Consider the following 25,574-nt stretch of genomic DNA (forward strand, 5'->3'; position numbering starts at 1 on the left):
CCCTGCTGCAATTGCCTTTAACGGAGCCGTTTCATGACCATTCGTGCCTCACGTTTTGCCCCGACCTGCCTGGCGAGCCTGCTCGCCGTATTCGCCTTCGGCTCAGCCCAGGCGGACGAAGTCCAGGTGGCGGTCGCTGCCAACTTCACCGCGCCCATCCAGGCCATCGCCGCTGATTTCGAAAAGGACACCGGGCATAAACTGGTCACCGCCTTTGGTGCCACTGGCCAGTTATACACCCAGATCAAAAACGGCGCGCCGTTCGAAGTGTTCCTCTCGGCGGACGACAGCACCCCGAAAAAACTCGAGGCCGAAGGCGACGCCGTCAAGGGTTCGCGCTTCACCTACGCAGTCGGCACCCTGGCGCTATGGTCGGCCAAGGACGGCTACGTCGATGCCAAGGGCGATGTGCTGAAAAAGAACGAGTACCAGCACCTGTCCATTGCCAACCCTAAGGCCGCGCCTTACGGCCTGGCGGCGACCCAGGTGCTGGCCAAGGAAGGTCTGACCGACAAGGTCAAGGACAAGATCGTTGAAGGCCAGAACATCACCCAGGCCTATCAGTTCGTCTCCACCGGCAACGCCGAGCTGGGTTTTGTCGCGCTGTCGCAGATCTACAAGGACGGCAAGATCACCAGCGGCTCGGCCTGGATCGTTCCGGCCAGTCTGCACGACCCGATCAAACAGGACGCCGTGATCCTCAACAAGGGCAAGGACAACCCGGCCGCCAAGGCATTGGTTGACTACCTCAAGGGGCCGAAAGCGGCAGCTGTCATCAAGTCCTACGGCTACGAAATCTAAATGTCGCTATCGAGTGCCGATTTTTCCGCCATCTGGCTGACCCTGAAACTGGCGTCCCTGACGACCGTCATCCTGCTGATTGTCGGCACTCCGATTGCGTTATGGCTTTCGCGCACCCGCTCCTGGTTGCGCGGCCCGGTCGGGGCGATTGTCGCCCTGCCCCTGGTGCTGCCACCGACCGTGATCGGTTTTTATCTGTTGCTGGCGCTGGGCCCTCACGGGTTCATTGGCCAGCTCACCCAATCACTCGGTCTTGGCACCCTCACTTTCAGTTTTGCGGGGCTGGTCATTGGCTCGGTGTTGTATTCGATGCCTTTTGTCGTCCAGCCGCTGCAAAACGCTTTTTCCGCCATTGGCACGCGCCCGCTCGAAGTGGCTGCGACGCTGCGGGCCAATCCCTGGGACACCTTTTTCAGCGTGACCCTGCCCCTGGCCCGCCCCGGTTTCATTACCGCCGCCATTCTCGGATTCGCCCACACCGTCGGCGAGTTCGGCGTCGTGCTGATGATCGGTGGCAACATTCCCGAGAAGACCCGCGTGGTCTCGGTGCAGATCTACGATCACGTCGAAGCCATGGAATACGCCCAGGCCCATTGGCTGGCCGGGGCGATGCTGGTGTTCTCGTTTGTCGTCTTGCTGGCGCTGTATTCCAGCCGGAAAACCAAAGCCGGCTGGAGCTGACCGATGATTCACATGCGCCTGAAACTGGATTACCCGGGCTTCGCCCTGGACGTCGACTTGCAACTGCCGGGTCGTGGGGTCACCGCGCTTTACGGCCATTCCGGCTCGGGCAAGACCACTTGCCTACGCTGCATCGCCGGCCTGGAACGGGCCGATCAGGGGTTTATCCAGGTCAACGATGAAGTCTGGCAAGACAGCGACAACAAGGTTTTCGTCGCGCCGCACAAACGCGCGCTGGGCTACGTGTTCCAGGAAGCCAGCCTGTTTCCTCATCTGTCGGTGCTGGCCAACCTGGAATTCGGCCTCAAGCGCATCCCGAAGTCGCAGCGGCGGGTCGACATGGCCCACGCCAGCGAATTACTGGGCATCAGCCATTTGCTGGGCCGGCACCCGCAACACCTTTCGGGCGGCGAGCGACAGCGCGTCGGCATCGCCCGCGCCTTGCTCACCAGCCCGAAACTGTTGTTGATGGACGAGCCACTGGCCGCGCTGGATGCCCAACGCAAAAGTGAAATCCTGCCTTACTTGCAGCGGCTGCACGACGAGCTCGACATTCCGGTGCTGTACGTCAGCCACTCCCAGGATGAGGTCGCGCGGCTGGCCGACCATATCGTGTTGCTCAGCCACGGCAAGGCGCTGGCCAGCGGTCCGATCGGCCAGACCCTGGCGCGCCTCGACTTGCCTCTGGCCATGGGGGACGACGCCGGCGTGGTGATCGAAGGTCGTGTCAGCGCCTATGACGCCGACTACCAATTGCTGAGTCTGCAATTGCCCGGCACCAGCCTCAACATTCGGGTACCGCATACGCCCATGGATACAGGCCAGGCACTGCGCTGCAAGGTCCAGGCGCGGGATGTCAGCCTGAACCTGCACAGTGCCGGGCACAGCAGCATTCTCAATCGCCTGCCAGTCACCGTGGTCAGTGAAATGAACGCCGACAACGCCGCCCATGTGCTGATTCGCCTGGACGCCGCCGGTACGCCGCTGCTGGCGCGGATCACGCGTTATTCCCGCGATCAACTGAACGTCCACCCTGGCCAGCAACTCTGGGCACAAATCAAAGCGGTCGCAGTGCTGGCGTAAATCCGTCGGCACGACTGCAGCGGGGCGCGGTCCATGGCTGTAACGCCCCGTGATTCCTCGCCCAGGACGCCTGTCATGCCCGATGCACTGCCACCTGACCTGCATTATGTCGATGACACCCAGCCGGGCATCACCCGCCGGAAACTGCGCGGTAAATTCGCCTACTTCGAGCCCACGGGCCAGCGCATCACCGACCCGGAGGCAATCAAGCGCCTCAACGCACTCGCGGTGCCACCGGCCTATACCGAGGTGTGGATCTGCGCCGATCCATGCGGGCACCTGCAGGCCACCGGGCGGGATGCCCGGGGTCGCAAACAATACCGTTATCATCCGCGCTGGCGAGAGGTGCGCGACGCCGACAAGTACTTGCGCCTGCGTGAGTTCGGGCTGGCCTTGCCGAAACTGCGCCAGCGACTGGAGGCCGAATTGGCGGCACCGGGATTCAGTCGCGACAAAGTCATGGCCACGGTCATCACTCTGCTGGACACGACGTTGATCCGAATCGGCAACAGCCAATATGCCCGGGACAACCGCTCCTACGGCCTGACGACCTTGCGCAGCCGCCATGTAGAGATCAACGGCAGTGCCATCCTGTTCCAGTTCCGCGGCAAAAGTGGCGTCGAACACCAGATCACCGTGAAAGACCGAAGACTGGCGCGGATCATCAAACGCTGCCAGGACATTCCCGGGCAGAACCTGTTTCAGTATCTGGATGAAAGCGGAGACCGTCACACCGTCAGTTCATCCGACATCAACAGCTATTTGCAAACGCTCACCGGCGCCGATTTCACCGCCAAGGACTACCGCACCTGGGCCGGCAGCGTCCTGGCTCTGGCGAGTTTGCGCAAACTGCAGTGGGAGCCTGAAACGGATGCCAGGCGGCACCTGGCGGAAATGGTCAAGAACGTTGCCAGGCAGCTCGGCAATACCCCGGCGGTGTGCCGCAAATGCTATATCCACCCGGCGGTGCTGGACGGCTTTCTTCTCGGCGATCTGACGCAACTGCCAACGACCAGGGCTCGTAAGGGGCTATCGGCCGAGGAGGTCAGGCTGGCGATCTTCCTGGAGAGAATGCCCGCGGCGCCTGAACCGACGAATTGACCTGCCTATTTTTTGCACGATCACCAATGACTTCTATAGTTGAACTGAACACGAATCCGCTGCGGAGACGCCATGGAAGACATTTTCGTCGTGAAGCGTTGCAACAAGATCATCATTCATGGCCGCCGTGCGGGTGAAAATGACCATCTGCCTCCGGATGCCGCGGTCTGGTATCGCATCGCCGATACCCGCACCCAAGGCTTTATCGGAGATGGCTACGACACTGAAGAAGACGCTCAGCGTGTTTGCCGGCAGCTGAACGCCAAATCACAAGTGACAGCCCGACAAAGTTGAGGGCCTGTCACCATTTTTTAACGGGTCTATACTGAAATGGCTGAAGGAACAGCGACCCCAACGGCAGAAAGCTCGCTCCAGGCGGGCTTTTTGCTGCCACACCAGGTTTCTTGAACGGAGGTGTCTCCCATGTCCGAAAAAGAGTCCATCACCACCCTGCTCACATTGCTGGACTCCCGTCAGGCGCGCCTGGCTGCGGCCTGCAAGGAAATCGCCGACTGGGTCGATCATCAAGGCGGACACCCCACCGCCCTCAGAATTCGTGATCGGCTGAACGATATCGAGAAGGACACGCCGCTGATCCGGCACACGCTGTCTTCTCTCCAGCCTGTCGACCGGCCTCTGCCTCGGTTCAGATGATCCGCCACGGATTCGCGGTACGAGGACAGGCCCGATTCGGGCAGCATGACCGGTGGCACTGACGCCTCCGGACAGCTGGCTGCCTGCCGAGTTTTCACCCGCTCTTGCAACCCGACCTCGTGCCGGGATTTTTTGTTGCGCAAAACCAATCGAACGTCACCGCTCACGTGGGGTCAACCGATCACACGTCACCAAGGAGACGTTCCAATGGTCACTCATTTCAAAGTCAGCGGGCACCTGGCCTGCGGTCACCACGGCAACAACCTGGTATCGACCCGCGAACTCAATCGGGTGAAATGCAGAAGCTGCCGAAACACCGACGCCTACAAAGAAGCCCGCAAGACTGAACGCAACGCTGCCCGCCGCGCAGCACGCAAAGCCAAAGCCGTGCACACCGCCGATAACTGGCGTTCAGCCTGGACTGAACGACTGACCGCGATGGCCGGCCTGCAACGACTGCCGCGGGGATTTGCCGGCCAACCTTTCGTCTAAGTAATTGAAACAGCTACCAGGCTTTTACTGCGATCAGATGTCCCTGCACGCTGGCTCCATGACCTCGCGCAGGGACATGCGCTTGAACGCCTCGACCAGCGCGCGCCCTTCCACTGGCGTACAAGTGACCGCCAACCGCATGGTCGCCTCGCCCAGGTGCCAGATCAGAAACGCGGATTGCCGGACCTTCAGCTCATCGCTTTGCGCAAATACACGAAGCATGGCCTGGGCCAGCAGCGCTCCGGCCACCCGGCTCTCCTCCAGCTCCAGCTGCAACAACTGCTTGTCGGCCTGCATGCCGGACCAGATGTCACGCATCACCGGTGTCGCCATCACGATCTCGTAATACAGGTCGAGCAACTGCGAATAGGCGGCTTGCAAACCCTGGGCATCCTCGACAGCCTCCAATGCCTGTGCAATGCAACGACGGCTCTCGGCGTTGTAGCGTTCGGCGAGCGTTCGGATGACGGCGCTCTTGTCGGGAAAATACTGATAAAGGGAACCGATCGAGATCTCGGCGCGCTCGGCGATTTCACTCATCTTGAGCTGATCGCTGCCCTTGTCCGCAATCAATTGAGTCGCCGCTGACAGAATTCGCTCCTGGCGCTCGCGACTGCGCTGTTGCGTGGGATTACGCCGAACTGCTTCTGCAGCAGGCTGTTCGAGGGCTTCAGGGGTCTTTTTGCGCACGAGCGAATTTCCCGATCAATAACGTGACATGTACTCACCTTAGCATCGCCCATCCCCATGCCAAACAACAGATGCCCACCCGTCGGGCGATTCGATCCGATGGGTTGACGCACAAACATGAGGATCTATCATCTTTTAAACGTGAGCATTACTCACATTAACCGATGGAGATGAACGCGATGAACACCGCTCAGCAAACCCTGCTGGTCCTCGGCGCCACCGGCAAAACCGGACGGCGAATCACCCAACGACTCGAAGCGGCCGGCCTGCCCGTTCGCCAGGGTTCCCGCGATGCGAATCCGCCTTTCGACTGGGAAGATCGATCAACCTGGGACGCGGTAATCGATGGTGTTCATGCGGTCTATATTTCCTTCCAGCCCGATCTCGCCGTTCCAGGCGCTGTTGAAACCATCCAGGCTTTCACCGACCTGGCGGTGAAAAACGGAGTCCGCAAACTGGTCTTGTTATCCGGGCGCGGCGAAATCGAAGCGGAACTGGCCGAACGTGTCGTACAGGACAGCGGGATTGACTGGACGATTCTGCGGGCCAGCTGGTTTTGCCAGAACTTCAGCGAGGCGCACTTTCTTGAACCCATTGTGCAAGGTGAGCTCGCACTCCCCGTCGGCCAGGTCGCCGAACCCTTCGTCGATGCAGACGACATCGCCGAGTGTGCCATCGCCGCATTGACCCAACCCGGGCACACAGACCAGCTCTATGAGTTGACCGGTCCTCGGGCGTTGACCTTTGCCGACGCCGTGGCCGAGATTGCCCGTGCCACCCATCGCAACATCGAATTCGTGGCCGTACCGGCGCACGCCTATCGACAGGCAATGGAACAGGAACAACTTCCCCCGGCGTTGATCGATCTGGTGCTGTACCTCTTCACCACCGTGCTCGACGGCCGCAACACACCCGTGACCGATGGCGTTCAGCGGGCACTGGGACGGCCGGCGCGCGACTTCAGCGACTACGTGCAGCGCACCGCGGCTGCGGGCATCTGGGGAAATGGGCGTCCGATGTAACGTATTGGCGAGAACAGGGTTCGTCGGCTAGGGTCTCTTGCGTATCGAACTGCGGCACCTTAATTGGCAGGAGCCTGATCAAGGAGAAAACGCATGTCACCCAATCGTAGTGCCGAACAAACCTACCGCCAGTGGTCCACCCCGATCCTGCTGGAACTCAAGGAGCGAGAGCATCAATTGACCCCGTCCGACCGCCAGGCGTTGGAAAACGTGTTGCTGGAAAGAAGGCTGATCAACACCGGCAACCCGACCGGCAGCGATCGTCGCAAGACAGGCCCGGCTTCCTGAAAAACAGTCGGCAACCACCCTCAAGACAGAAATGATGGCGCAGAAACCGCAAGGGCTTGCATCGGCTTTCGCTGGCAAGCCCTTGATCCCGCATAACGCCCGTTAGCGGAGCCTTTGCCGCGCTAGAACCACCCACTGCGATCATCTTCCAGCGCCTGGCGACACTGCTTGAGTTGGGCGTTGTAAATCTCCGATTGCTTTTGCACCTTCTGGGCAACCTGCATCAGCCACGGTTTACTGCGATAGGAATTGCGGCTAAAGCCCCCACGCCCCTCGTGATAAGCCAGGTACTGATTGTAGGTGTCCCATTTGGAGATTCCGAGCTGACGTTGCGTGCCCGTGGTGTACCAGCCGATAAACATGATCGCGTCGTCGAAACTGTCACGTGAACCGCCGTTGCCAGTACTGTCCTTGTACTCACCCCACACAGGGTCCTGAGCCTGCGCATAACCATAGGCCGAACTGACTCGTCCCCAGGGGATCACCCAGAGCAGGTAGTCACGCGGCGGCAATGCGTCCGCCACGTAGCTGCTTTCCTGCTTCATGATCGCCATGGCCACATGCAGAGGCGTCCCATATTCACTCTGCATTTCCAGCGAGTCCTCGTACCAGTCGGGATATTCACGGTAAATGCTGCAGAGATTGTTTTGATCCTTGGGTGGCATCGTCGTGCAACCTGTCAAAAACATGAACAACAAAGCCAACAGCAAAAAATTTCGTTGTGTCATTCATCACGCTCAAAAATAAAGTTCTTCGCACAATCCCGGGTAACTACTGTAGGAGCTGCCGAAGGCTGCGATCTTTTGATCTTGATCCTGAAAAGCAAAATCAAAAGATCGCAGCCTTCGGCAGCTCCTACATGGGTCGGGTTGACCTCACGACCCCGACTTCAACCGACTGAACGCCCGGATCAAGATGATCGAGATCGGCTCGACATGGAGCCCTTTCCGGACGGCGGCGGCCTGGTACTTGTGGCCACCTGGTAAACCGCACCGCGATCCCTGTAGGAGCTGCCGAAGGCTGCGATCTTTTGATCTTGATCTTGAAAAGCAAAATCCCTTCGGCAGCTCCAAGGCACCTGACTCAGGCAATTGCAGGCAAAAACGTCAGAAGACTTCCAGCTTGATCGCGTCACCCTTATCGAAAGGGTTCTTTGTAAATTCCTGTTGCACAACGAGACCAGAGGGGGACTCCGGGTTTCGATCTAGAGCATCTTCTCCAGGCCGACCTTGTCGCTGAGCCAGGCTTTGAAGCTGCGCCATGTGCCGCCGGGTTCCTTGCGCAAGGTATGTTGGCGGCCGTCGTCTTCGGTGAGCCAGACGACTTCGCCGTTTTCCAGTCGGGCCTGGTAACTCATGGCCGGCGCCATGCCCTCAAGCGCCGCCTGACGCACGTAGCCGGCCAGTTCGGGACTGTCGACCAGCACCCCGACTTCAGTGTTCCAGAACACTGAACGCGGGTCGAAATTGAACGAACCGATGAACACTTTCTGCTTGTCCAGGATCATGGCCTTGGTGTGCAGGCTGGAGTCCGAGCCACCACTGAATCCAAACGAAGAGCTGCGGCCGGGATCGTCCGGCTGACGCCGCAGCTCATAGAGTTTCACGCCATGTTCGAGCAGCGTCTTGCGATACGGTGCATAGCCGCCATGCACCGCCGGCACATCGGTGGCTTCCAGTGAATTGGTCAGCAGGCGCACATCAACGCCGGCATCGGCACGACCCAGGAGATAGTCCATGCCCGACTTTTGCGGGACGAAGTAGGCCGAGATCATGATCAGCTCGTTACTGACGCCATCGAGTTCAGGCCGCAGTTGCGTGGCCATCAATAACGCGCGTGCCGGTTCGCCGTCAGCCAGGACCTTGCTCGGAGCGTCCCACATCGCCGTGTTATGGGCCCAGATCAGCTGCTTGCGCCAAGTCTCGAATTGCGGATGAGTCTGGTAGGTCATGAGATGGTTGTACAAAGCCCTGTGCTCGGTACGTGAGGACTGGAGCGACTGCTCCAGACGTTGACGGCTCTCGAGCAAGTCTTGTGCTGTCGGCTTGTTGAGCTGGAAATCACTGATCGACTGGCTCAAGGCGCTGTTCCAGTACTGATCGAAGCTGTGCCCCAACTGCTCGGCGACCGGGCCGATGCAAAGCAGGTCCATGTCGGTGAAGTTGAGATCGGGCTTGGCGTCGAAATATTCATCCCCCAGGTTGCGTCCGCCGACGATGGCTGCGCTGTTGTCAGCCAGCCACAGTTTGTTGTGCATGCGTCGGTGTTGTTGGGAAAGATCAAGCAAGCGACCCATGGTCCGAGTCACCACGGTGCTGCGACCCAGATGCAAAGGGTTGAAGACGCGGATATGGATGTTCGGGTGCACCGCCAGGGTAGCGATGACTTCTTCCTGGCCGTCGGTGGCCGTGTCATCGAGCAGGATACGTATCCGTACGCCGCGATCGGCAGCCAGCAGCATTTCATTAACCAGTGCCCGGGTGCTGAGACCGTTATGCACGATATAGTACTGCAGATCGACGGATTTCTGCGCATTGCGGATCAACTCGGCGCGCGCCCGGAATGCTTCACTGCTGTTGGGCAGCAAGCGAAAACCCGAGCGCCCCTCATGCGCGGCAGCCTGAGTCTGGATCGAACGCCCGAAAGCCGATTCGCTGGCGGGGATCGCCTCGCTGAAGTCGTGGGGCATGCGCGTGGTGGCGCAACCGACTAGCAGCAGCGCGAACAACATGGCGCAGAGGAACCGGGACATGGGCTGGTCCTCAACCTCGACGGGTGTAGATGTGGACCCGGCATCCAGCCAGTACCGGCTGCCGAGAACATGCAGCCCTCGATAATCCGCACGACTTGTTCCAGTAAAGCAGAGATATGCGCAGGGCGACTCCTCCCGTGCGCGCTCACTGAATGCGGGCGTATATTGGTAGTGTCGATCCGGGAAGTTGAGGCGGCAGGAACTCGCCAATAGTGTGGCGAACGAGAGTGCCGGCGGAAACTAACGGATCACCCAGAATGCTGGAGGTGCTACATGAGCCAATATCAACGCCTCTTACTGATTGTCAGTCCAGCCATGCGTCACACGCCGGCGCTAGAGCGGGCAGTCGCACTTGCCAAAGCCACTGGCGCAGTACTGCATATCGCGGTGTTTATCGAAGACGTCGACATCCTGGGGTTGATGAGCGGGAATGAGCAATTTCGCGAGATCTGTCAGCAAGAGAACCAGAAGTGGCTGCAAGATGAAGCCCAACTGATGCGCGGCAATGGTATTACGGTGACCACCGAAGTTGCATTGGCTCGGGACGTACTGCAAGAAATCCTTCAGCATGTGAAAGACCTGCATCCGGACCTGGTTATCAAGGACGTACACCACGAATCAGCAATCAAACGCGTATTCGTCACGCCTCTGGATTGGCATCTGGTGCGTGATTCCCCGGTTGCTGTTCATCTGGTCAGCGAAGTCAGGTGTCCACTTCCGCGGGTGATAGTGGCAGCAGTGGATTTGTCGCATCCAGAGCACCAGATCACTGAGATCAACGATCGCATCGTCCTGGCTGCACAGCGGATGGCAATGCAGTGCAATGCAGAGTTGCACCTGCTGCACGCCTTCGATCCATCGCAAACACATATCTCTGACGCCGGGGCCGGCGCCGTGACGATGCCAGGCTTCATCAACGACGTACGTCGGTCACTGCATAAGTCCTTCATTGCGTTGGCTGACAGCTACTACATACCCTCTGAACGACAGCACTTCATTGAAGGGTCGCCAACCAAAGTGATGTCCGACTTCGCAGCCAATAGTCGAACCGATGTGATCGTAATGGGCAGCACACATCGAAAAGGGCTGCACAAGCTGATTGGCAGTACGACAGAGCACGTCCTGTATCAGGTGCCCTGCAATGTTTTGGCAATAAAGGGGCAAGCAGATCAGTAGGAATACTCTTCAGGTCCGCACTTTGATGCGACAGCAGGTGACAATCACGGCCATGTTTTACGGAGAGTGTTGACTGGGCGGACACAGCTGGCCGCCTGCTTTTGTATTTCGGCCAGTCGGGAGGGCTGCAATCAGACATCACTCCCTGTTCAGCACATCGATGATAGGGCAAGCGGCCCCGCCTTCGCTTGCATCGCACTCCTGCACCAGTCCGCCCAGCACCTGCCGAATTGCGGCAAGGTCGGCCATTTTTTGCTCGATCAGGGCCAGTTTGCGCACGGCCAGTGCTCGAGTCTCGCAACAAGAGCAGGCCGTATCCAGTGTCAGCAGTGCACCCACCTCATCCAGCGTGAATCCCAGCGCCTGTGCTCGCTTGATAAAGCGCAACCGTTTGACCTGCTCCGGTCGATAGCACCGATAACCGCTGGGCGGCTTTGGCGGCTCATCCAGCAGGCCGCGTCGCTGGTAATAGCGAATAGTCTCGATATTCACCCCGGCAGCTTCCGCCAACTTACCGATACTCAGCCCTGTCGCCATCACACGCCCCTTGATTCTGTACCTGGGTACGGAGTGTAGAGTGACTCCAGGTTAGATCGATTCAATGGAGAAAACGATGGCTCAACAGATCGGCGGATCCTGAAGCGTTGACCAAGGCGACGACAAATGCGGGTTATCCCTCCACCGTGCACAAATGAGGCAGCCATGAGCGCCGTCATCCTCGAATCCGTATTGACCTGCCCACATTGCGGTTTCGCCAAGCAGGAAGCCATGCCCATGGACGCCTGCCAGTTCTTCTACGAGTGTGGCAATTGCAAAACCCTGCTACGCCCGAACCCCGGTGACTGCTGTGTGTTCTGTTCGTTTGGAACGGTGAAGTGCCCGCCTCTCCAGGAGCAACTTGGGTGCTGCAGTACGGATTGACCTGTGTTTATTCGGTTTGTCAGGCACCCCTGAAGCGCCTCAAACCGTGGTTATGGGAGGGAAAGTATCATGTGGAGTCGCTCCCTGATGCTCGTGGTTGTCTACCTGACAATCACCCTTTGCATCGGCTGGTTGTACACCATTGCTCTCCTGTATTGGCTTTAAACCAATGGGTGACGCTCGGTCGGTCCGCAGTGGGTGCCGTTTTTGGCAGGTAGCCTTGTCCGATCAGCAGCGGAATAGGCGTGCGCTCGATCTGTGCGAGCGTCTCGGCCGCCAAGCGTTCCAGCTGAGTCACACCACCGTCGCGATGACCGAGCATTTCACCCGTAATCGAAAAGGTAAGAAAGTGACGTCGACAAAATGGGAGTTGCGGCAACATTGAAAAATTGCGGCAATAAAAAACTAAGGGCCTGCATGAGGTATCTCATGCAAGCCCTTGATATTCATGGTGCCCGAAGCCGGAATCGAACCGGCACGCCCTTACGAGCGGGGGATTTTAAGTCCCATGCGTCTACCAGTTTCGCCATTCGGGCGGTAGCGCGGTGAAGCGTCGAGGTTTTGCCAAATAACGATCTGGCAGTTCTGACGCCTGTGCAGCAGAGGTGGAAATATATACATCCCGCCCCGGTGAAGCAAGTTCGCAAATACCCTTTTCAAGACTAAATCTTGCAGGCTACTGCAAATAAAAAAGCTCCGTAAATCATAGATCTACGGAGCTTGTTTATGAGTGGAGGCCGAGGTCGGAATCGAACCGGCGTAGGCGGATTTGCAATCCGCTGCATAACCATTTTGCTACTCGGCCTCAAAACATTTGATATCTAGTAGCGCGACATCAAATGCGTACAAACTTGGAGCGGGAAACGAGACTCGAACTCGCGACCCCGACCTTGGCAAGGTCGTGCTCTACCAACTGAGCTATTCCCGCGTCTTGGTGTGGCGCATTCTATAGAATCCAGAAGCCCCGTCAACCCTTTGATTCAAAAAAGTTTTATTTCTTTTCAACGTCGGTCTTCAGATGTGGCCAGGCAGCCCGCAGGTACTGGACCATCGACCACAAAGTCAGGCCGGCCGACACCATCAGCAAGGTGTAGCCCAGCAAGACCCAGAAACTGAAATCCTTGGGATTGGCCAGCAGGATCACCAGCGCGAGCATTTGCGCAGCGGTTTTCCATTTGCCAAGGTTCGATACGGCGACGTGGGCACGTGCGCCCAGTTCGGCCATCCATTCGCGCAGTGCCGAGACGACAATCTCGCGACCGATGATCACGGCAGCCGGCAGCGTGAGCCACAGGTTTCCGTGTTCCTGTACCAACAGTACCAGCGCAACCGCGACCATCAGCTTGTCGGCAACCGGATCGAGAAAAGCCCCGAACGGTGTGCTTTGTTCCAGGCGGCGGGCCAGGTACCCGTCCAGCCAGTCGGTGGCTGCAGCAAAGGCGAAGACCGAGGCGGAAGCCAGGAAACTCCACTGGTAAGGCAGGTAGAACAGCAAAATGAAGATCGGAATGAGCAGAACGCGTAGAACGGTAATCAGATTAGGGATATTCATCGGCACAACTGGCTACGAGGTGAGGGGGCATTCTACTCGCTGTGCAGATTTGCATAAATCAACTCTGCGAGCTTTTTACTGATCCCGGGGGCTTTGGCAATTTCTTCGATGCTTGCACGAGACAGCTCCTGCAATCCACCAAAATGTTTCAACAAATCCCGCCGACGTGTTGGACCGACGCCAGCGACGCCTTCCAGTGTAGACGTTCGACGGGTTTTTCCACGCCGGGCGCGGTGCCCGGTAATGGCAAATCGGTGAGCTTCGTCGCGAATCTGCTGGATCAGATGCAGCGCGGGAGAATCGCCGCGCAAGGTGAACTCATGCGCGGCGTCGTTCAGGTACAGGGTTTCGAAACCGGCCTTGCGCGTCGCGCCTTTTGCCACGCCGAGCAGGATCAGATCAGGCACGGCCAGTTCATCGAGCACGTCACGGGCCATGGACAGCTGGCCTTTACCACCATCCACCAGCAGGATATCCGGCAGCTTGCCCTCCCCGTCCTTCAGTTTGCTGAAGCGTCGGGTCAACGCCTGATGCATCGCCGCGTAATCATCGCCGGCCGTAACGCCCTCGATGTTGTACCGGCGGTAGTCGGACTTGATCGGGCCTTCGGGGCCGAAGACCACGCAGGACGCCACTGTCGCCTCGCCACTGGAATGACTGATGTCGTAGCACTCCAGGCGTTGTGGAGGCTCATCCAGCTTCAGCACCTCGGCCAGTGCATCGAAGCGCGCCGTAATGTGCTGACGATTCGCCAGGCGCGCACTCAGCGCCTGCTCGGCATTGGTTACCGCCAATTGCTGCCAGCGCGCTCGCGTACCCCGCACGCGATGGCTGATGGTCAGTTCACGACCGCGCAATTCGTCGATGGCCGCGATCAGTGTTGGAAAGTCTTCGTGGACCACATTGACGATCAACTCGCTGGGCAAGTCGCGTTCAGGACTGCTGATGAAGTATTGGCCGAGAAACGCGGCCATGACTTCGGAAACATCTTCTTCAATACCGACTTGAGGAAAGAAATTCTTGCTGCCCAGCACCCGCCCGCCCCGCACGCTGATCAAGTGCACACAGGCACCGCCTGGGTTGACGAACGCGGCGATCACATCGACGTCCCCGGTCCCGCCTTCCATGCTCTGTTGATCCTGGACCCGGCGCAGCAACGCAATCTGGTCCCGCAGCTCGGCCGCTCGCTCGAACTCCAGGTTGATCGCCGCCTCTTCCATCCCGGCAGACAACTCGTCAGTCAGCGCATTGCTGCGCCCCTCGAGAAACATCACCGAGTGGCGCACATCTTCGGCGTACACCTGGGGCTCCACCAACCCGACGCAGGGCGCCTTGCAGCGTTTGATCTGGTATTGCAGGCAAGGACGGGTGCGGTTCTTGTAATAGCTGTCTTCGCATTGCCGAACGAAAAACGTCTTTTGCAGCAGGCTCAGGCTTTCGCGGATCGCGCCGGCGCTGGGGTAAGGACCGAAATACTTGCCCTTGGCCTTTTTCGCACCGCGATGAATGCTCAGGCGCGGAAACTCTCCGTCGGAGAGAAAGACATAGGGGTAGGATTTGTCGTCGCGCAGCAGGATGTTATAGGGCGGGCGCCATTCCTTGATCAGCGTCTGCTCGAGCAGCAAAGCTTCGGTTTCGTTGGCGGTGATCGTCGTTTCAACCTGGGCGATACGCGCGACCAGTGCGGCGGTCTTGGGGGCAAGCCCGGTCTTGCGAAAATAACTCGACAGGCGATTCTTGAGGTTTTTCGCCTTGCCGACGTAAAGCAACCGCGCTTCGCTGTCGAACATGCGGTACACGCCGGGGCGGCCGCTGACGGTCGACAGAAAGGCGCTCGGATCAAAGGTTTCGGTCATTTTCAGAGGCTGGCGTCGACCATGCCATGACGCACCGCCAACAGCGTCAACTCGACATCACTGCTGATCGAAAGCTTTTCGAAGATGCGGTAACGGTAGGTGTTCACGGTTTTCGGGGACAGGCACAATTTGTCGGAAATGATCTGTACTTTCTGGCAGCCGACGATCATCAGCGCGATCTGGATTTCCCGCTCGGACAGGGCATCGAAAGGCGAGTCGTTGGTGGGCTGGAAGGACTTGATCGCCAGCTGCTGGGCAATTTGCGGGCTGATGTAGCGTTGCCCGGCAAACACCAGGCGGATGGCCTGGACCATTTCCGGCAAACCTGCCCCCTTGGTCAGGTACCCTGCCGCACCGGCTTGCAACAGCCGCGTAGGAAACGGGTCTTCCTCACACACGGTCACCGCGACGACCTTGATATCCGGATGACTGCGCAATAATTTGCGAGTGGCCTCAAGACCGCCGATACCCGGCATCTTGACGTCCATCAACACCACATCGGGTTTCAGCTCACGCGCCTTGAGCAGGGATTCTTCACCCGACTCGGCCTGGCCGACTACTTGCAGGCCATCGATGTCAGCCAGCATTCGTGTAATGCCTGTACGAACGAGATCATGGTCATCGACTACTAGCACCCTAATCAAGCAGACACCTCGCGATATGGTCTTATTGGGTTGCCAGACACCTTAGCAAAAAGCATCTGGCAGACCTAGCGGAAAGCATCAGATTAAAAGTTTCAATTCATCTTGAAAGGCCAGTCGCAAACGCGTTGCGGCAATGTCATGGACTGATATCAAGCTGCATTCTCAGGAAACATTCATCCTTGCCCACCACCGTGAATCCTTTGCGCTCGTACAACGCCCGCGCCGGGTTATTTTCAAAAACCGTCAAGCGTAACGCCGGTCGACGCTCCTGGTGCGCGACTGACAGTACCTGATCGATTGCCCAGGAACCAATGCCCAGCCCGCGAAACGCTTCGACGACCTGCAGTTCGCGGATGTACAACGCTCTGGCATCACGGCTCAAGCTCACATAACCCAGCAACTGATCGCCGGCTGTCAGCAAGCGGTTGTCCCGCCCTGCCCAGGCCACGTCAAAAGCTTCGTCCTGCCACATCAGGTCGTACCGAATGTAGTAGCGCAGCATGTTGTTACAGGTCAGATGGCGGGCGAAGGCCAGGTCTTCTGGCGTGGCCGCACGCCATGCGCAGTCCATCACGCCGGCTCCACGGTGACGACTTCCCCGCTCCAGCCCTCGCTGTTGCGCCGGGCTACAACCATCTGGCTGCCGGTACCGGTGGCGGCCGCAATCAACAAACCGTCCGACGCCCAGATCGCGCTACGTCCTGCCGACGCCCAGCCACCGGTCGCGCCACCATGATTGGCCATCAACACCACCATGGCGTGCTGCGCGGCATAGCCTTGCAGCAACACGGTATCCGCGACGTAGCCGTTTTCCGAGATCAGCACGCCTGCGGCGTAGACATCTGCACCCTGGCACGCCGCAGCAGCGGCATGGCTGGAATGGGAAAAGTCGGCGCAGACCGCCAGTGCAATCGTGTCTGTCCCGATGGTCAGAGGCTCCCCCCCGGCGCCTGGTGCAAACGCCACTTCTTCCCCGGGATGCAGATGCTGCTTGCTATAGACCCCAAGCGAACCATCGGCCCCCAGCACCAGTGCACCGATCAGGACCGACGGGTTATCCGGCAGCCGAATCGGCATACCGACAACCGCCGTCACACCGACTGCCCGGGCGACGTCCCGCAGCGGTTGCAGGATGGCGGCATCCGGCACAATGGCCAGCTCGGCCGCGAGCCCGCGCTCGTAGCCGGTCAGCGACAGTTCAGGGAACACCAGCAACTGCACGCCCTGCTCCGCGGCTGCCGCGATGAAGCGTTGGTGCCTGGCGATATTGCCGGCAAGGTCTCCGGCGATGGAGATCGATTGGGCTGCGGCGATGGTCAGCGGTAACATGAAGCGTCCTTGTGTCGATGTGCTTTTGAACAGACGCAGAGTTTGTCACAACCCTCAGGCCACTCAAGCGATAGAAAACCCTGTCGCCGGCCAATAGCATTTTCTGATTGAATCTGCGCACCGGCCTCTAGTAAGCTCGGCCCATCCATCGGAGACAGACCATGTTCAGCACCCTCTCACAGCTTCGTACCGCCAGCGCCCTGCGCTCGGTTGCGGCTGCCCGGGTGAACGACGGCTGTGCTCCGGTCAGCTTTTATTTTGGGTATTGGTTTAGCCACTGGCGCGCCTGATACCCACACGGCGCCCACTTTAAACGGGTCGCCACCAGAGAATTCTCAACCCCCGGTCGGCCTCCCGACCGGGGGTTTTGTTTTTTCAGCCCCAACACTTTTAGCGACACACCAGACATCCAGAGGATTCACAACATGAACTACGCCACTTATTACCGTTACGACAGTTTTACCGCCTGGCGATTTACCACCCTCCGCTCGGGACAGCCTGCCGCCTCCGATCGGTCACCCACAGGTGGCAAGCACACACACACAGCCAGCCTGGCCAATTGTCGAACACCCCAGTAGGGCCGAGCGAGCGGGCACGAACCCGCCACCAGCCCAGGAAGCCTTGAATATGAACTCGTCCGTCTCCGCACTGCCGCTGTCCACCTTGAGCCCTGCCAATGAAGCGCTGACCCTGCGTCTGCCCAGCTCATTGCAACTCAAACAGCAATTGCCCCTCGGCAACATCCTGACCCAGCAAGTTGCCTCCCACCGCCAGGCGGTTCGCGCGATCCTCAACGGTGAAGACTCCCGTTTGCTGGTCATCGTAGGCCCATGCTCGATCCACGATCCGGAATCAGCCCTCGAATACGCCGGTAATCTTGCCCGCCTCGCCACCGAAGTCAGCGACGAAATGCTCCTAGTGATGCGCGCCTACGTCGAAAAACCCCGTACCACGGTTGGCTGGAAAGGCCTGGCCTACGATCCGCACCTGGACGGCAGCGATGACATGGCCGCCGGCCTGACGCTGTCCCGCGAGTTGATGCGCGAAATGCTCCGCCTGGGCTTGCCCGTCGCCACTGAACTGCTGCAACCGATGGCCGCCGGCTACTTCGACGATTTGTTGAGCTGGGTGGCGATCGGCGCCCGGACCACGGAATCGCAGATCCATCGGGAAATGGCCAGCGGCCTGGGCATGCCTGTAGGGTTCAAGAACGGGACTGACGGTGGTGTCGCTGTCGCCAGCGACGCCATGCGTTCCGCCGCCCATCCGCATCGCCATTTCGGTGTCGACAGCCAGGGACATCCGGCGATCATTCAAACCCCGGGCAATGCGGACACTCACCTGGTATTGCGCGGCGGCCATCGCGGGCCGAACTACGACAGCGCCAGTATCGCCCGGGTGAACAGTGACTTGGCCCGGCTCAGGATTCCGGCTCGGATCATGGTCGATTGCAGTCACGCCAACAGCGGCAAAGACCCGTTGCGCCAGCCGGCCGTGTTCAACGATGTGCTTGAACAGCGTCTGCAAGGTAATCGTTCGCTGATCGGCATGATGATCGAGAGCCATTTGTTCGAGGGCTGTCAGCCGTTGGGTTCGTCAATGCAATACGGTGTGTCAGTGACCGATGGCTGCCTTGGTTGGGCCGGGACGGAACAACTGTTGCTTGAAGCGGCAGGTCGGCTGCGAGTGCAAGACAACGCCCAATAACCGGCATCCTCTGTCCGCCCTCCGGCCTTCATCTGAAGACTGGAGGGCAAATGGCGATCAATGCCCCATCAGGGATTGCACCTGAACCCGTGTCACCCCGGATTGCTGCGAGGTGTTATCAAGGCGCTCGACCGAACAGGAAATACGGATCGCAGAATCTCGATGTTCCCTCCAGAACCGGTAGGGAACGATGAATATCAACGGCTCGCCCGCGCTGTCTCTGGTGATTTCGCGCTCGTCACAGTGATTGAATTTCTCCCCGTCGCATCTCAGGCAAACCAGCTCCCCTTTTTCAGCCCTCGGGTTTTCGATGACGACGGTCACGCCATCCTGCGCATCAAGCAGATCCACCCAACCTTCGTCGGCTTCCAGCACAATGGGAGCTGGCAGTGGTCCCCGCTCCATCTTGCCAATCATCAGTGTCGTCACTTCAGAGTAACGAGGGCCATGTCCTGCTTGCTTGACGCAATAATCGACGGACACGGATGATCCCAGATTGGGCGCAATGCACTCCGGGCTGACCCAAAACGACAGCTCGCCCCCCACAGCAAAGGACTCGACCTTGAGTGCATCACTGAAACTTGCTTCGAGCGAAACACCCGTCCAGGTCAGCAACACCCAGTCGCCCGCGGTCATGCGCGCATAGGGCTTGATTGTAACGATCGCCCCTTCCCTGACCCGATCCGGATCAAGCGTTCTACCCACCGCGTCGTTCACCGTCGCGGGTAACAGGTCTGACTGCACATCACCCACACACAACTGTAAACGATGGGAATGCACGAGCCCGGTAAAACGACTGCTCAGGAGCGAGTAGCTGATTTCGAGTGAGCCACCGTCGAGCGCCTCGATATAAGCGCTACCCACAGCAAAGATCATGTCCTCGCCGACTCGGTCGTCACTGACAAAACGCGTCACCTGATGATTGCAGGCGAGGCCATCGGCATCCAGCCCCGCCCAATTCAATAGCAATTTGTCGCCGCAGGTCATGCCTGGGTAAGGCCGCACCCTGATCACGGCTTTTCGGTCAGAGGGGTTCAGAACGCCGTTTTCCGCCTGCTCCAGTACGGGCGGTGGCAATGGTTGCAGTACGAGATTCAAGGTGTCGGGTTCATAAACAGTCATTCATTCGCTCCATTCCCTGGAATAAACACCGAACGGGTGGCCGGCTTTGGATGACGTCTATTTAACCTCACGACTACCTGCCGTGATGTCGGCTTCTCACTCAGCCTCGCTCGGAAAGTCGATACATGTGAAGTAGGTCTTTGATCAAGAGCCGCCTGAATGCCGTGAAAAATCGTCAAACGATTCCGACTAAAGCCTCAGCAAATCGTGAGCATTCGCACTTGCTCTATTCCGCTTTTCGCAAGTTTCGGCGGACTTTTCATACATCGCGCCAACCTCCAGTGTTTTAGAGTGAAGCGCCATGCAGTCCCGACGAACTTCTGTGCAAAGGTGTGAATATGCAAAGGAATGCAAGCACTCGTTATCCAATACTGCTGATCCACGGCCTTTTCGGCTTCGAAAGAATTGGCAAGTTCGAGCTGTTTCACGACATCAGGCAGGCGCTGAGGAACGCCGGAGCAAGGGTGTTCGTTCCCCACTTGTCGGCCATCCACGACAACGAAGTACGCGGTAACCAATTACTCATGCAGATCGAGCGGGTACTGGAAGGAACCGGTGCCCGCAAAGTCAACCTCATAGGCCATAGCCAGGGAGCACTGGCAGCACGCTACGCCGCGGCGGTTGCGCCACACAGTGTGGCATCGGTGACTTCCGTCAGCGGGCCGAACCATGGCTCGGAGCTCGCCGATTTCCTGCGCAAGGCATTGACTCCGGGTCGTCTGCCGGAACATGTGGCCGAGACGGTGGTGACCCTCTTCGCCGACTTCCTCGCGACCCTGAGCGACAACCAGTACCAGCCGCAGAACGCCATCGCCGCCCTCAATGCCCTGACCACCGAAGGTGTAGGCGCATTCAACGACAAATACCCGCAAGGGCTGCCCGCCACCTGGGGTGGCAAGGGGCGCGAACAGGTCAACGGTGTTCGTTACTACTCGTGGAGCGGCGTGCTGCAGTCGAATGTGTTCAAGGAAGGGCTCAATGCACTCCATCCGCTCAACGCTTTCTGTCGGGCCCTTTCTGGCTATTTCGTCACGGAAGCCGGGCAGAACGACGGTTTGGTCGGTCGTTTCAGTTCTCATCTGGGCACGGTTATCCGTTCCGACTATGCGCTGGATCATCTGGACACCCTTGGCCAACCGACGGGCCAGTTGCGCACAGGTGTCGACCCGATTGACCTGTATGTCCAGCATGCCGAGCGCTTGAGCGCCGCCGGCCTTTGAGGGGCTACCTGCCGTGGATCGCGAATGGAACGGAACTTTGAGGAGAAATAGCTCACTGAATCCGGTAGGCTCCGCACTTTACCGAATATTGAAAGGAGTATTTTCCCATGGCCAAAGCCACTGCCCGTCACATCCTTGTTGCCTCGGAAGCCAAATGCAACGAACTCAAGGCGCAAATCGAGGCTGGCGCCGATTTCGCCGACGTTGCCAAGGCAAACTCCACCTGCCCTTCCAGCCGCCAGGGCGGTGATCTGGGTTCGTTCGGTCCAGGCCAGATGGTCAAGGAATTCGACACCGTGGTCTTCAGCGCGCCGCTCAACGTGGTCCAGGGCCCGGTCAAGACCCAGTTCGGTTACCACCTGCTGGAAGTGACCAGCCGTCAGGACTGATCGACGCTTGAGCTCCTCACACAACGGCCCGCCTTTTGGTGGGCCGTTGTGTTTCACACGCGTAATTCGGCTGGCGAGGGACGCGCCGCTAGCGTACAAATTGTCGTTAACGACCACCCGGCTCTAAGGCTGACAATGCGACTGGCTTTCCCTACCTTGTTGTTCACGGCCGTGGCCCTGCTGTCGGGTGCCGCGGGTGTGAATGCGGCACCGCAACCGGCAATGACCGTGTACGGCGAACCGGCAAAATACCCTGCCGGCTTCAGTCATTTCGCCTACACCAATCCGCAGGCCCCCAAAGGCGGCACGATGCGGCGATCGGCGATCGAAATCGGGCAGTTCGACCATGTCTTGCCTTATATCGACAAAGGCATCGGCGTCACCCAGATCGACGGCTTGCTCTATTCGCCGCTGGCTCAGCGCTCGCTGGACGAGCCTTACACCGTGTACGGCCTGGTGGCAGAGAAGATGGAGCGTTCCGAGGACGGCCTGTCACTGCGTTTTTACCTCAATCCCAAGGCGCGTTTTGCCGATGGTAAAGCCATTACCGCCGAAGACGTGCGTTATACCTTCGACCTGCTGATGACCCAGGGCAGCCTGCGTTACCGCACCCAGTTCGCCGACGTCAAAGGCGTCGAAGTGGAATCGCCGCTGACTATCCGCTTTGATTTCAAGAACAACGAAAATCGCACCCTGCCGCTGGATATCGCGACCCTGCCGGTGTTTCCCGAACACTGGTGGAAGACTCGCGATTTCGCCGGTGGCGGCGGCTATGAAGCACCGTTGGGCAGCGGCCCCTATAAAGTCGGCAAGATCGATTCCGGGCGCAGTATCACCTTCGAGCGCAATCCCGACTGGTGGGGCAAGGACCTGCCGGTCAGCCGTGGCCTGTACAACTTCGATCATTTCAGCATCGAGTACTTCGGCGATACCGATGTGGCGCGCCAGGTCCTGCGCGGTGGCGCCTATGACTACAACCGGGAATTTTCCGCCACCGGGTATTCCATCGGCTATGACAGTCCCGCGCTGAGTGACGGTCGCCTGCAAAAGGCCCACCTCGCCACCGAGGCGCCGCAGCCAGCCCAGGGTTTTGTGTTCAATCTGCAAAAGCCCATGTTCCAGGACCGTCGCGTGCGCCAGGCGCTGGTGATGCTGTGGGACTTCGAGTGGAGCAACCGGCAGATGATGCGCGACATGTACATTCGCCAGCAGAGCTTTTTCTCCAACACCGATCTCGCCGCCCGGCAACTGCCGGATGCCGGGGAGCTGGCGATTCTCGAACCGCTGCGCGGGCAGATTCCCGACGAAGTCTTCACCCAGGTGTTCGAGGCGCCGAAGACCGACGGCAGCGGCGTGATTCGCGACAAGCAGTTGCAGGCCCTGGACTTGCTCGAACAGGCCGGCTGGAAACCCGATGGCGATCAACTGGTCAATGCCGAAGGCGAGCCGTTGAGCTTCACCTTCCTGGTCAGCCAGAACGGCATGGACCGTCTGCTGCTGCCCTATAAACGCACGCTGAAACAGATCGGCATCGACCTCAATATCCGCCGCATCGACTCGTCCCAATACGTCAACCGCCTGATGAGCCGCGACTACGACATGATCGTCACCGGCTACCCCGTCACCACCTCTCCGGGAGGCGAACTGCTCAATTACTTCGGTTCCGAGGCGGCCACCGACCCGGGTTCCAACAACTACATGGTGTTGAAGAACCCGGCAGTGGACACCCTGATCACCGGGCTGATCCGGGCCAACACCCAGGCTGACATGCTGCATTACGCCCATGCCCTGGACCGGGTGCTGCAATGGAACTACTACTGGATTCCCAACTATTACCCGCCGGGCACCTCGACGGTGTGGTGGAACCGCTTCGGCATCCCGAACGTGCAAGCGAGCAATGACGAAGCCATCGAGAGCTGGTGGGAGATGAGCACCACGCCATTGACCAACCAACAGATGACGGCCGAGCGTATCAGCCGTGGCAAACCCGGAGGGCCGCACTGATGTGGGCTTACATACTGCGGCGCCTGCTGCTGATCATTCCGACGCTGGTGATCATTCTTCTGGTCAACTTTGTCATCGTCCAGGCGGCGCCCGGCGGGCCGGTCGAACAGGCCATCGCACACCTGCAAGGCATTGGTGGCGCCGCGGTCGGCGGCGGTTCCGGCGAGTCCATGAGCGGCAAGTCCCGGGCCAGTCGCGGGCTCGATCCGCAGCTGATCAAGGACATAGAAAAACAGTACGGCTTCGATAAACCGGCACACGAACGCCTCTGGCTGATGCTCACCAGCTATGCGCGCCTGGACTTCGGCAAGAGTTTCTTCCGCGGTGCCACCGTCACCGACCTGATCCTCGAGAAAATGCCCGTGACCATTTCCCTCGGGCTCTGGGCGACGCTGATTACTTATCTGGTGTCGATTCCCCTGGGCATCCGCAAGGCCGTGCACCATGGCAGCCATTTCGACATCTGGAGCAGTACCGCGATCATTATCGGCTATGCCATGCCGGCGTTCCTGTTTGCGATGTTCCTGATCGTGGTGTTTGCCGGCGGCACTTCGCTGAACTGGTTCCCCGTTCGCGGACTGGTCTCGGACAACTTCGAATCGCTGTCGCCCCTGGGCAAAGTGGCCGATTACTTCTGGCATCTGGTGTTGCCGGTCACCGCGCTGGTGATTGGCGGTTTCGCCACACTGACCATCCTGACCAAGAACTCGTTCCTCAATGAAATCACCCGCCAGTACGTGGTCACTGCCCGGGCCAAGGGTTTGAGTGAACGACGGGTACTCTATGGACACGTGTTCCGCAACGCCATGCTGCTGGTGGTGTCGGGCATTCCCCAGGCGTTCATCAGTGTGTTTTTTGCTGGCTCCCTGCTGATCGAAGTGATCTTCTCCCTCGACGGCCTGGGTCGCATGAGTTACGAAGCAGCGGTATCCCGGGACTATCCGGTGGTGTTCGGCTCGCTGTTCATCTTCACCCTGTTTGGCCTTTTGATAAAACTGGTCGGCGACCTCTGCTACACCCTGGTCGACCCGCGTATCGACTTCGCCGCGAGGAACGCCTGATGCTCAAGCTTTCACCGCTGGCGCGCCGACGCTTCGAGCGCTTCAAGAAAAACCGCCGGGGCTGGTGGTCGCTCTGGCTGTTTGTCGGCCTGTTCCTGATGACCCTGGGCGGCGAACTGATCGCCAACGACAAACCGCTGATGGTCAGCTATCAAGGCCAGTGGTACTTCCCGGTGTTCAAGCGCCACACCGAACAGGAGTTCGGCGGGCAACTGCCGTTCCAGGCCGACTACCGCAGCGACTACGTGCAGAAGCTGATCAAGCAGGATGGCGGCTGGTTGCTGTTTCCGCCGATTCCGTTCAGTGACGACACGCCCAACTACGACCTGAACAAACCCGCCCCCAGTCCGCCCACCAGCGTCAATTGGCTGGGCACCGACGACCAGGCACGGGACGTTCTGGCCCGGGTGATCTTCGGTGCCCGGGTATCGATCCTGTTTGCCTTGATGTTGACCTTTGTCAGCGCGCTGATCGGCATCGCGGCCGGTGCCCTGCAAGGCTATTACGGCGGCTGGGTGGATTTGCTCGGCCAGCGGTTGCTGGAGGTGTGGTCCGGGTTGCCGGTGCTGTACCTGCTGATCATCCTGTCGGGTTTCGTCGAGCCGAATTTCTGGTGGTTGCTGGGAATCATGGCACTGTTTTCATGGCTGGCCCTGGTGGACGTGGTGCGCGCCGAGTTCCTGCGCGGGCGCAACCTGGAATACGTCAAGGCCGCGCGCGCGCTGGGCCTGACCGACCGCAAAGTCATCGTCCGGCACATTCTGCCCAACGCCATGAACGCGACCTTGAGCTACTTGCCGTTTATCCTCACCGGGGCGATTTCCACCCTGACGGCATTGGACTTCCTCGGCTTCGGCATGCCGGCGGGCAGCGCTTCCCTGGGTGAACTGATCGGCCAGGGCAAGCAGAATCTGCAAGCGCCGTGGCTGGGCCTGACGGCGTTCTTCACCCTGGCGCTGATTCTTTCTTTACTGGTGTTTATCGGCGAGGCGTTGCGAGACGCCTTCGATCCGAGATCTTGAACGGACG

28 protein-coding genes and 3 tRNA genes are annotated in these 25,574 nt (G+C 59.1%); 17 read left to right on the plus strand and 14 right to left on the minus strand.

The genetic code is table 11. The features are described from left to right. The first annotated feature begins 33 nt into the window (after positions 1–33). From modA to AC3WJW_RS27090, 7 genes are all read left to right on the plus strand, one after another. Positions 34–801: a molybdate ABC transporter substrate-binding protein gene (modA, locus tag AC3WJW_RS27060; protein ID WP_493728113.1), complete on the plus strand. Its 768-nt coding sequence runs from the start codon at positions 34–36 to the stop codon at positions 799–801. Beyond that, positions 802–1,482, plus strand: coding sequence for a molybdate ABC transporter permease subunit (gene modB / locus AC3WJW_RS27065; RefSeq protein WP_493728114.1), 681 nt, complete (start codon positions 802–804; stop codon positions 1,480–1,482). It begins immediately after the preceding gene. 3 nt (positions 1,483–1,485) lie between these two features. Then, positions 1,486–2,565 (plus strand): molybdenum ABC transporter ATP-binding protein, encoded by a 1,080-nt coding sequence (gene modC, locus AC3WJW_RS27070; protein WP_493728115.1) that lies wholly within the window; start codon positions 1,486–1,488, stop codon positions 2,563–2,565. A gap of 75 nt (positions 2,566–2,640) precedes the next feature. After that, positions 2,641–3,666, plus strand: coding sequence for a DNA topoisomerase IB (locus AC3WJW_RS27075; RefSeq protein WP_493728116.1), 1,026 nt, complete (start codon positions 2,641–2,643; stop codon positions 3,664–3,666). 72 nt (positions 3,667–3,738) lie between these two features. Then, positions 3,739–3,960, plus strand: a complete 222-nt coding sequence (locus AC3WJW_RS27080; RefSeq protein ID WP_493728117.1) for a hypothetical protein — start codon at positions 3,739–3,741, stop codon at positions 3,958–3,960. A gap of 129 nt (positions 3,961–4,089) precedes the next feature. After that, a complete protein-coding gene (locus AC3WJW_RS27085; RefSeq protein ID WP_007975977.1) occupies positions 4,090–4,320 on the plus strand; it encodes a hypothetical protein in 231 nt (76 codons plus the stop codon). 207 nt (positions 4,321–4,527) lie between these two features. After that, positions 4,528–4,812, plus strand: a complete 285-nt coding sequence (locus tag AC3WJW_RS27090) for a hypothetical protein (RefSeq protein ID WP_041474854.1) — start codon at positions 4,528–4,530, stop codon at positions 4,810–4,812. Between the two features lie 33 nt (positions 4,813–4,845). Here AC3WJW_RS27090 and AC3WJW_RS27095 read toward each other — a convergent pair whose 3' ends face one another. Next, complete coding sequence (locus AC3WJW_RS27095) at positions 4,846–5,502, minus strand: TetR/AcrR family transcriptional regulator (protein ID WP_493728118.1); 657 nt, start codon at positions 5,500–5,502, stop codon at positions 4,846–4,848. Between the two features lie 179 nt (positions 5,503–5,681). On the opposite strand from AC3WJW_RS27095, the gene AC3WJW_RS27100 reads away from it, so the two are divergent. Further along, complete coding sequence (locus AC3WJW_RS27100) at positions 5,682–6,524, plus strand: NAD(P)H-binding protein (RefSeq protein ID WP_493728119.1); 843 nt, start codon at positions 5,682–5,684, stop codon at positions 6,522–6,524. 93 nt (positions 6,525–6,617) lie between these two features. Next, positions 6,618–6,812: a hypothetical protein gene (locus tag AC3WJW_RS27105; RefSeq protein ID WP_493728120.1), complete on the plus strand. Its 195-nt coding sequence runs from the start codon at positions 6,618–6,620 to the stop codon at positions 6,810–6,812. A gap of 122 nt (positions 6,813–6,934) precedes the next feature. Here the strand turns inward: AC3WJW_RS27105 and AC3WJW_RS27110 are convergent, their stop codons facing one another. Together AC3WJW_RS27110 and AC3WJW_RS27115 are read right to left on the minus strand one after the other, a co-directional pair. Continuing rightward, positions 6,935–7,540: a transglycosylase SLT domain-containing protein gene (locus tag AC3WJW_RS27110; RefSeq protein WP_493728121.1), complete on the minus strand. Its 606-nt coding sequence runs from the start codon at positions 7,538–7,540 to the stop codon at positions 6,935–6,937. A gap of 476 nt (positions 7,541–8,016) precedes the next feature. Next, complete coding sequence (locus tag AC3WJW_RS27115; protein ID WP_493728122.1) at positions 8,017–9,564, minus strand: phospholipase D family protein; 1,548 nt, start codon at positions 9,562–9,564, stop codon at positions 8,017–8,019. A 273-nt stretch (positions 9,565–9,837) separates the two neighbouring features. On the opposite strand from AC3WJW_RS27115, the gene AC3WJW_RS27120 reads away from it, so the two are divergent. Next, a complete protein-coding gene (locus tag AC3WJW_RS27120; protein WP_493728123.1) occupies positions 9,838–10,740 on the plus strand; it encodes a universal stress protein in 903 nt (300 codons plus the stop codon). Between the two features lie 138 nt (positions 10,741–10,878). On the opposite strand, the gene merR is transcribed toward AC3WJW_RS27120, so the two are convergent. Next, the gene (merR, locus tag AC3WJW_RS27125) at positions 10,879–11,277 is read right to left on the minus strand and encodes a mercury resistance transcriptional regulator MerR (RefSeq protein WP_493728124.1); all 399 of its coding nucleotides are present in this window, start codon (positions 11,275–11,277) and stop codon (positions 10,879–10,881) included. 165 nt (positions 11,278–11,442) lie between these two features. Between merR and AC3WJW_RS27130 the strand changes: the two genes are divergently transcribed. Continuing rightward, a complete protein-coding gene (locus tag AC3WJW_RS27130) occupies positions 11,443–11,661 on the plus strand; it encodes a GDCCVxC domain-containing (seleno)protein (RefSeq protein ID WP_493728125.1) in 219 nt (72 codons plus the stop codon). Between the two features lie 112 nt (positions 11,662–11,773). Here the strand turns inward: AC3WJW_RS27130 and AC3WJW_RS27135 are convergent, their stop codons facing one another. The 9 genes from AC3WJW_RS27135 to AC3WJW_RS27175 all read right to left on the minus strand — a co-directional run bounded on the left by AC3WJW_RS27135 (position 11,774) and on the right by AC3WJW_RS27175 (position 17,042). Beyond that, positions 11,774–12,043 carry a hypothetical protein gene (locus tag AC3WJW_RS27135; protein ID WP_493728126.1) on the minus strand — a complete coding sequence of 90 codons (270 nt, stop codon included), beginning with the start codon at positions 12,041–12,043 and terminating at the stop codon, positions 11,774–11,776. 67 nt (positions 12,044–12,110) lie between these two features. Beyond that, positions 12,111–12,197, minus strand: a tRNA-Leu gene (locus tag AC3WJW_RS27140). Between the two features lie 195 nt (positions 12,198–12,392). After that, positions 12,393–12,466, minus strand: a tRNA-Cys gene (locus AC3WJW_RS27145). Between the two features lie 47 nt (positions 12,467–12,513). Further along, positions 12,514–12,589, minus strand: a tRNA-Gly gene (locus AC3WJW_RS27150). Positions 12,590–12,652: 63 nt separating this feature from the next. Continuing rightward, positions 12,653–13,213 (minus strand): CDP-diacylglycerol--glycerol-3-phosphate 3-phosphatidyltransferase, encoded by a 561-nt coding sequence (pgsA, locus tag AC3WJW_RS27155; protein ID WP_204933690.1) that lies wholly within the window; start codon positions 13,211–13,213, stop codon positions 12,653–12,655. A 32-nt stretch (positions 13,214–13,245) separates the two neighbouring features. Then, positions 13,246–15,069, minus strand: a complete 1,824-nt coding sequence (gene uvrC / locus AC3WJW_RS27160) for an excinuclease ABC subunit UvrC (protein ID WP_007974717.1) — start codon at positions 15,067–15,069, stop codon at positions 13,246–13,248. A 2-nt stretch (positions 15,070–15,071) separates the two neighbouring features. Then, positions 15,072–15,713 carry a response regulator transcription factor GacA gene (gene gacA, locus AC3WJW_RS27165; protein WP_008015884.1) on the minus strand — a complete coding sequence of 214 codons (642 nt, stop codon included), beginning with the start codon at positions 15,711–15,713 and terminating at the stop codon, positions 15,072–15,074. 136 nt (positions 15,714–15,849) lie between these two features. After that, a complete protein-coding gene (locus tag AC3WJW_RS27170) occupies positions 15,850–16,284 on the minus strand; it encodes a GNAT family N-acetyltransferase (protein ID WP_493728127.1) in 435 nt (144 codons plus the stop codon). Beyond that, the gene (locus tag AC3WJW_RS27175; protein WP_493728128.1) at positions 16,284–17,042 is read right to left on the minus strand and encodes a carbon-nitrogen hydrolase family protein; all 759 of its coding nucleotides are present in this window, start codon (positions 17,040–17,042) and stop codon (positions 16,284–16,286) included. Before AC3WJW_RS27175 ends, AC3WJW_RS27170 begins: the two co-directional genes overlap by 1 nt. A 627-nt stretch (positions 17,043–17,669) precedes the next feature. On the opposite strand from AC3WJW_RS27175, the gene AC3WJW_RS27180 reads away from it, so the two are divergent. Further along, positions 17,670–18,749 carry a 3-deoxy-7-phosphoheptulonate synthase gene (locus AC3WJW_RS27180; protein ID WP_493728129.1) on the plus strand — a complete coding sequence of 360 codons (1,080 nt, stop codon included), beginning with the start codon at positions 17,670–17,672 and terminating at the stop codon, positions 18,747–18,749. 57 nt (positions 18,750–18,806) lie between these two features. On the opposite strand, the gene AC3WJW_RS27185 is transcribed toward AC3WJW_RS27180, so the two are convergent. Continuing rightward, positions 18,807–19,871: a hypothetical protein gene (locus tag AC3WJW_RS27185; protein WP_493728130.1), complete on the minus strand. Its 1,065-nt coding sequence runs from the start codon at positions 19,869–19,871 to the stop codon at positions 18,807–18,809. Between the two features lie 338 nt (positions 19,872–20,209). On the opposite strand from AC3WJW_RS27185, the gene AC3WJW_RS27190 reads away from it, so the two are divergent. The 5 genes from AC3WJW_RS27190 (at position 20,210) to AC3WJW_RS27210 (ending at position 25,567) form a co-directional block, all read left to right on the plus strand. Then, entirely contained in the window at positions 20,210–21,091 is an 882-nt protein-coding gene (locus AC3WJW_RS27190) for an esterase/lipase family protein (protein WP_493728131.1), read from the plus strand. 107 nt (positions 21,092–21,198) lie between these two features. Beyond that, complete coding sequence (locus AC3WJW_RS27195; RefSeq protein WP_007974703.1) at positions 21,199–21,480, plus strand: peptidylprolyl isomerase; 282 nt, start codon at positions 21,199–21,201, stop codon at positions 21,478–21,480. A gap of 135 nt (positions 21,481–21,615) precedes the next feature. After that, positions 21,616–23,484 (plus strand): extracellular solute-binding protein, encoded by a 1,869-nt coding sequence (locus AC3WJW_RS27200; RefSeq protein ID WP_493728132.1) that lies wholly within the window; start codon positions 21,616–21,618, stop codon positions 23,482–23,484. Beyond that, positions 23,484–24,545, plus strand: coding sequence for a microcin C ABC transporter permease YejB (locus AC3WJW_RS27205; protein WP_493728133.1), 1,062 nt, complete (start codon positions 23,484–23,486; stop codon positions 24,543–24,545). Before AC3WJW_RS27200 ends, AC3WJW_RS27205 begins: the two co-directional genes overlap by 1 nt. After that, the gene (locus AC3WJW_RS27210) at positions 24,545–25,567 is read left to right on the plus strand and encodes an ABC transporter permease (RefSeq protein ID WP_493728134.1); all 1,023 of its coding nucleotides are present in this window, start codon (positions 24,545–24,547) and stop codon (positions 25,565–25,567) included. Before AC3WJW_RS27205 ends, AC3WJW_RS27210 begins: the two co-directional genes overlap by 1 nt. Positions 25,568–25,574 lie beyond the last annotated feature (7 nt).

Source organism: Pseudomonas sp. GW821-FHT07G06 (genome assembly GCF_058986625.1).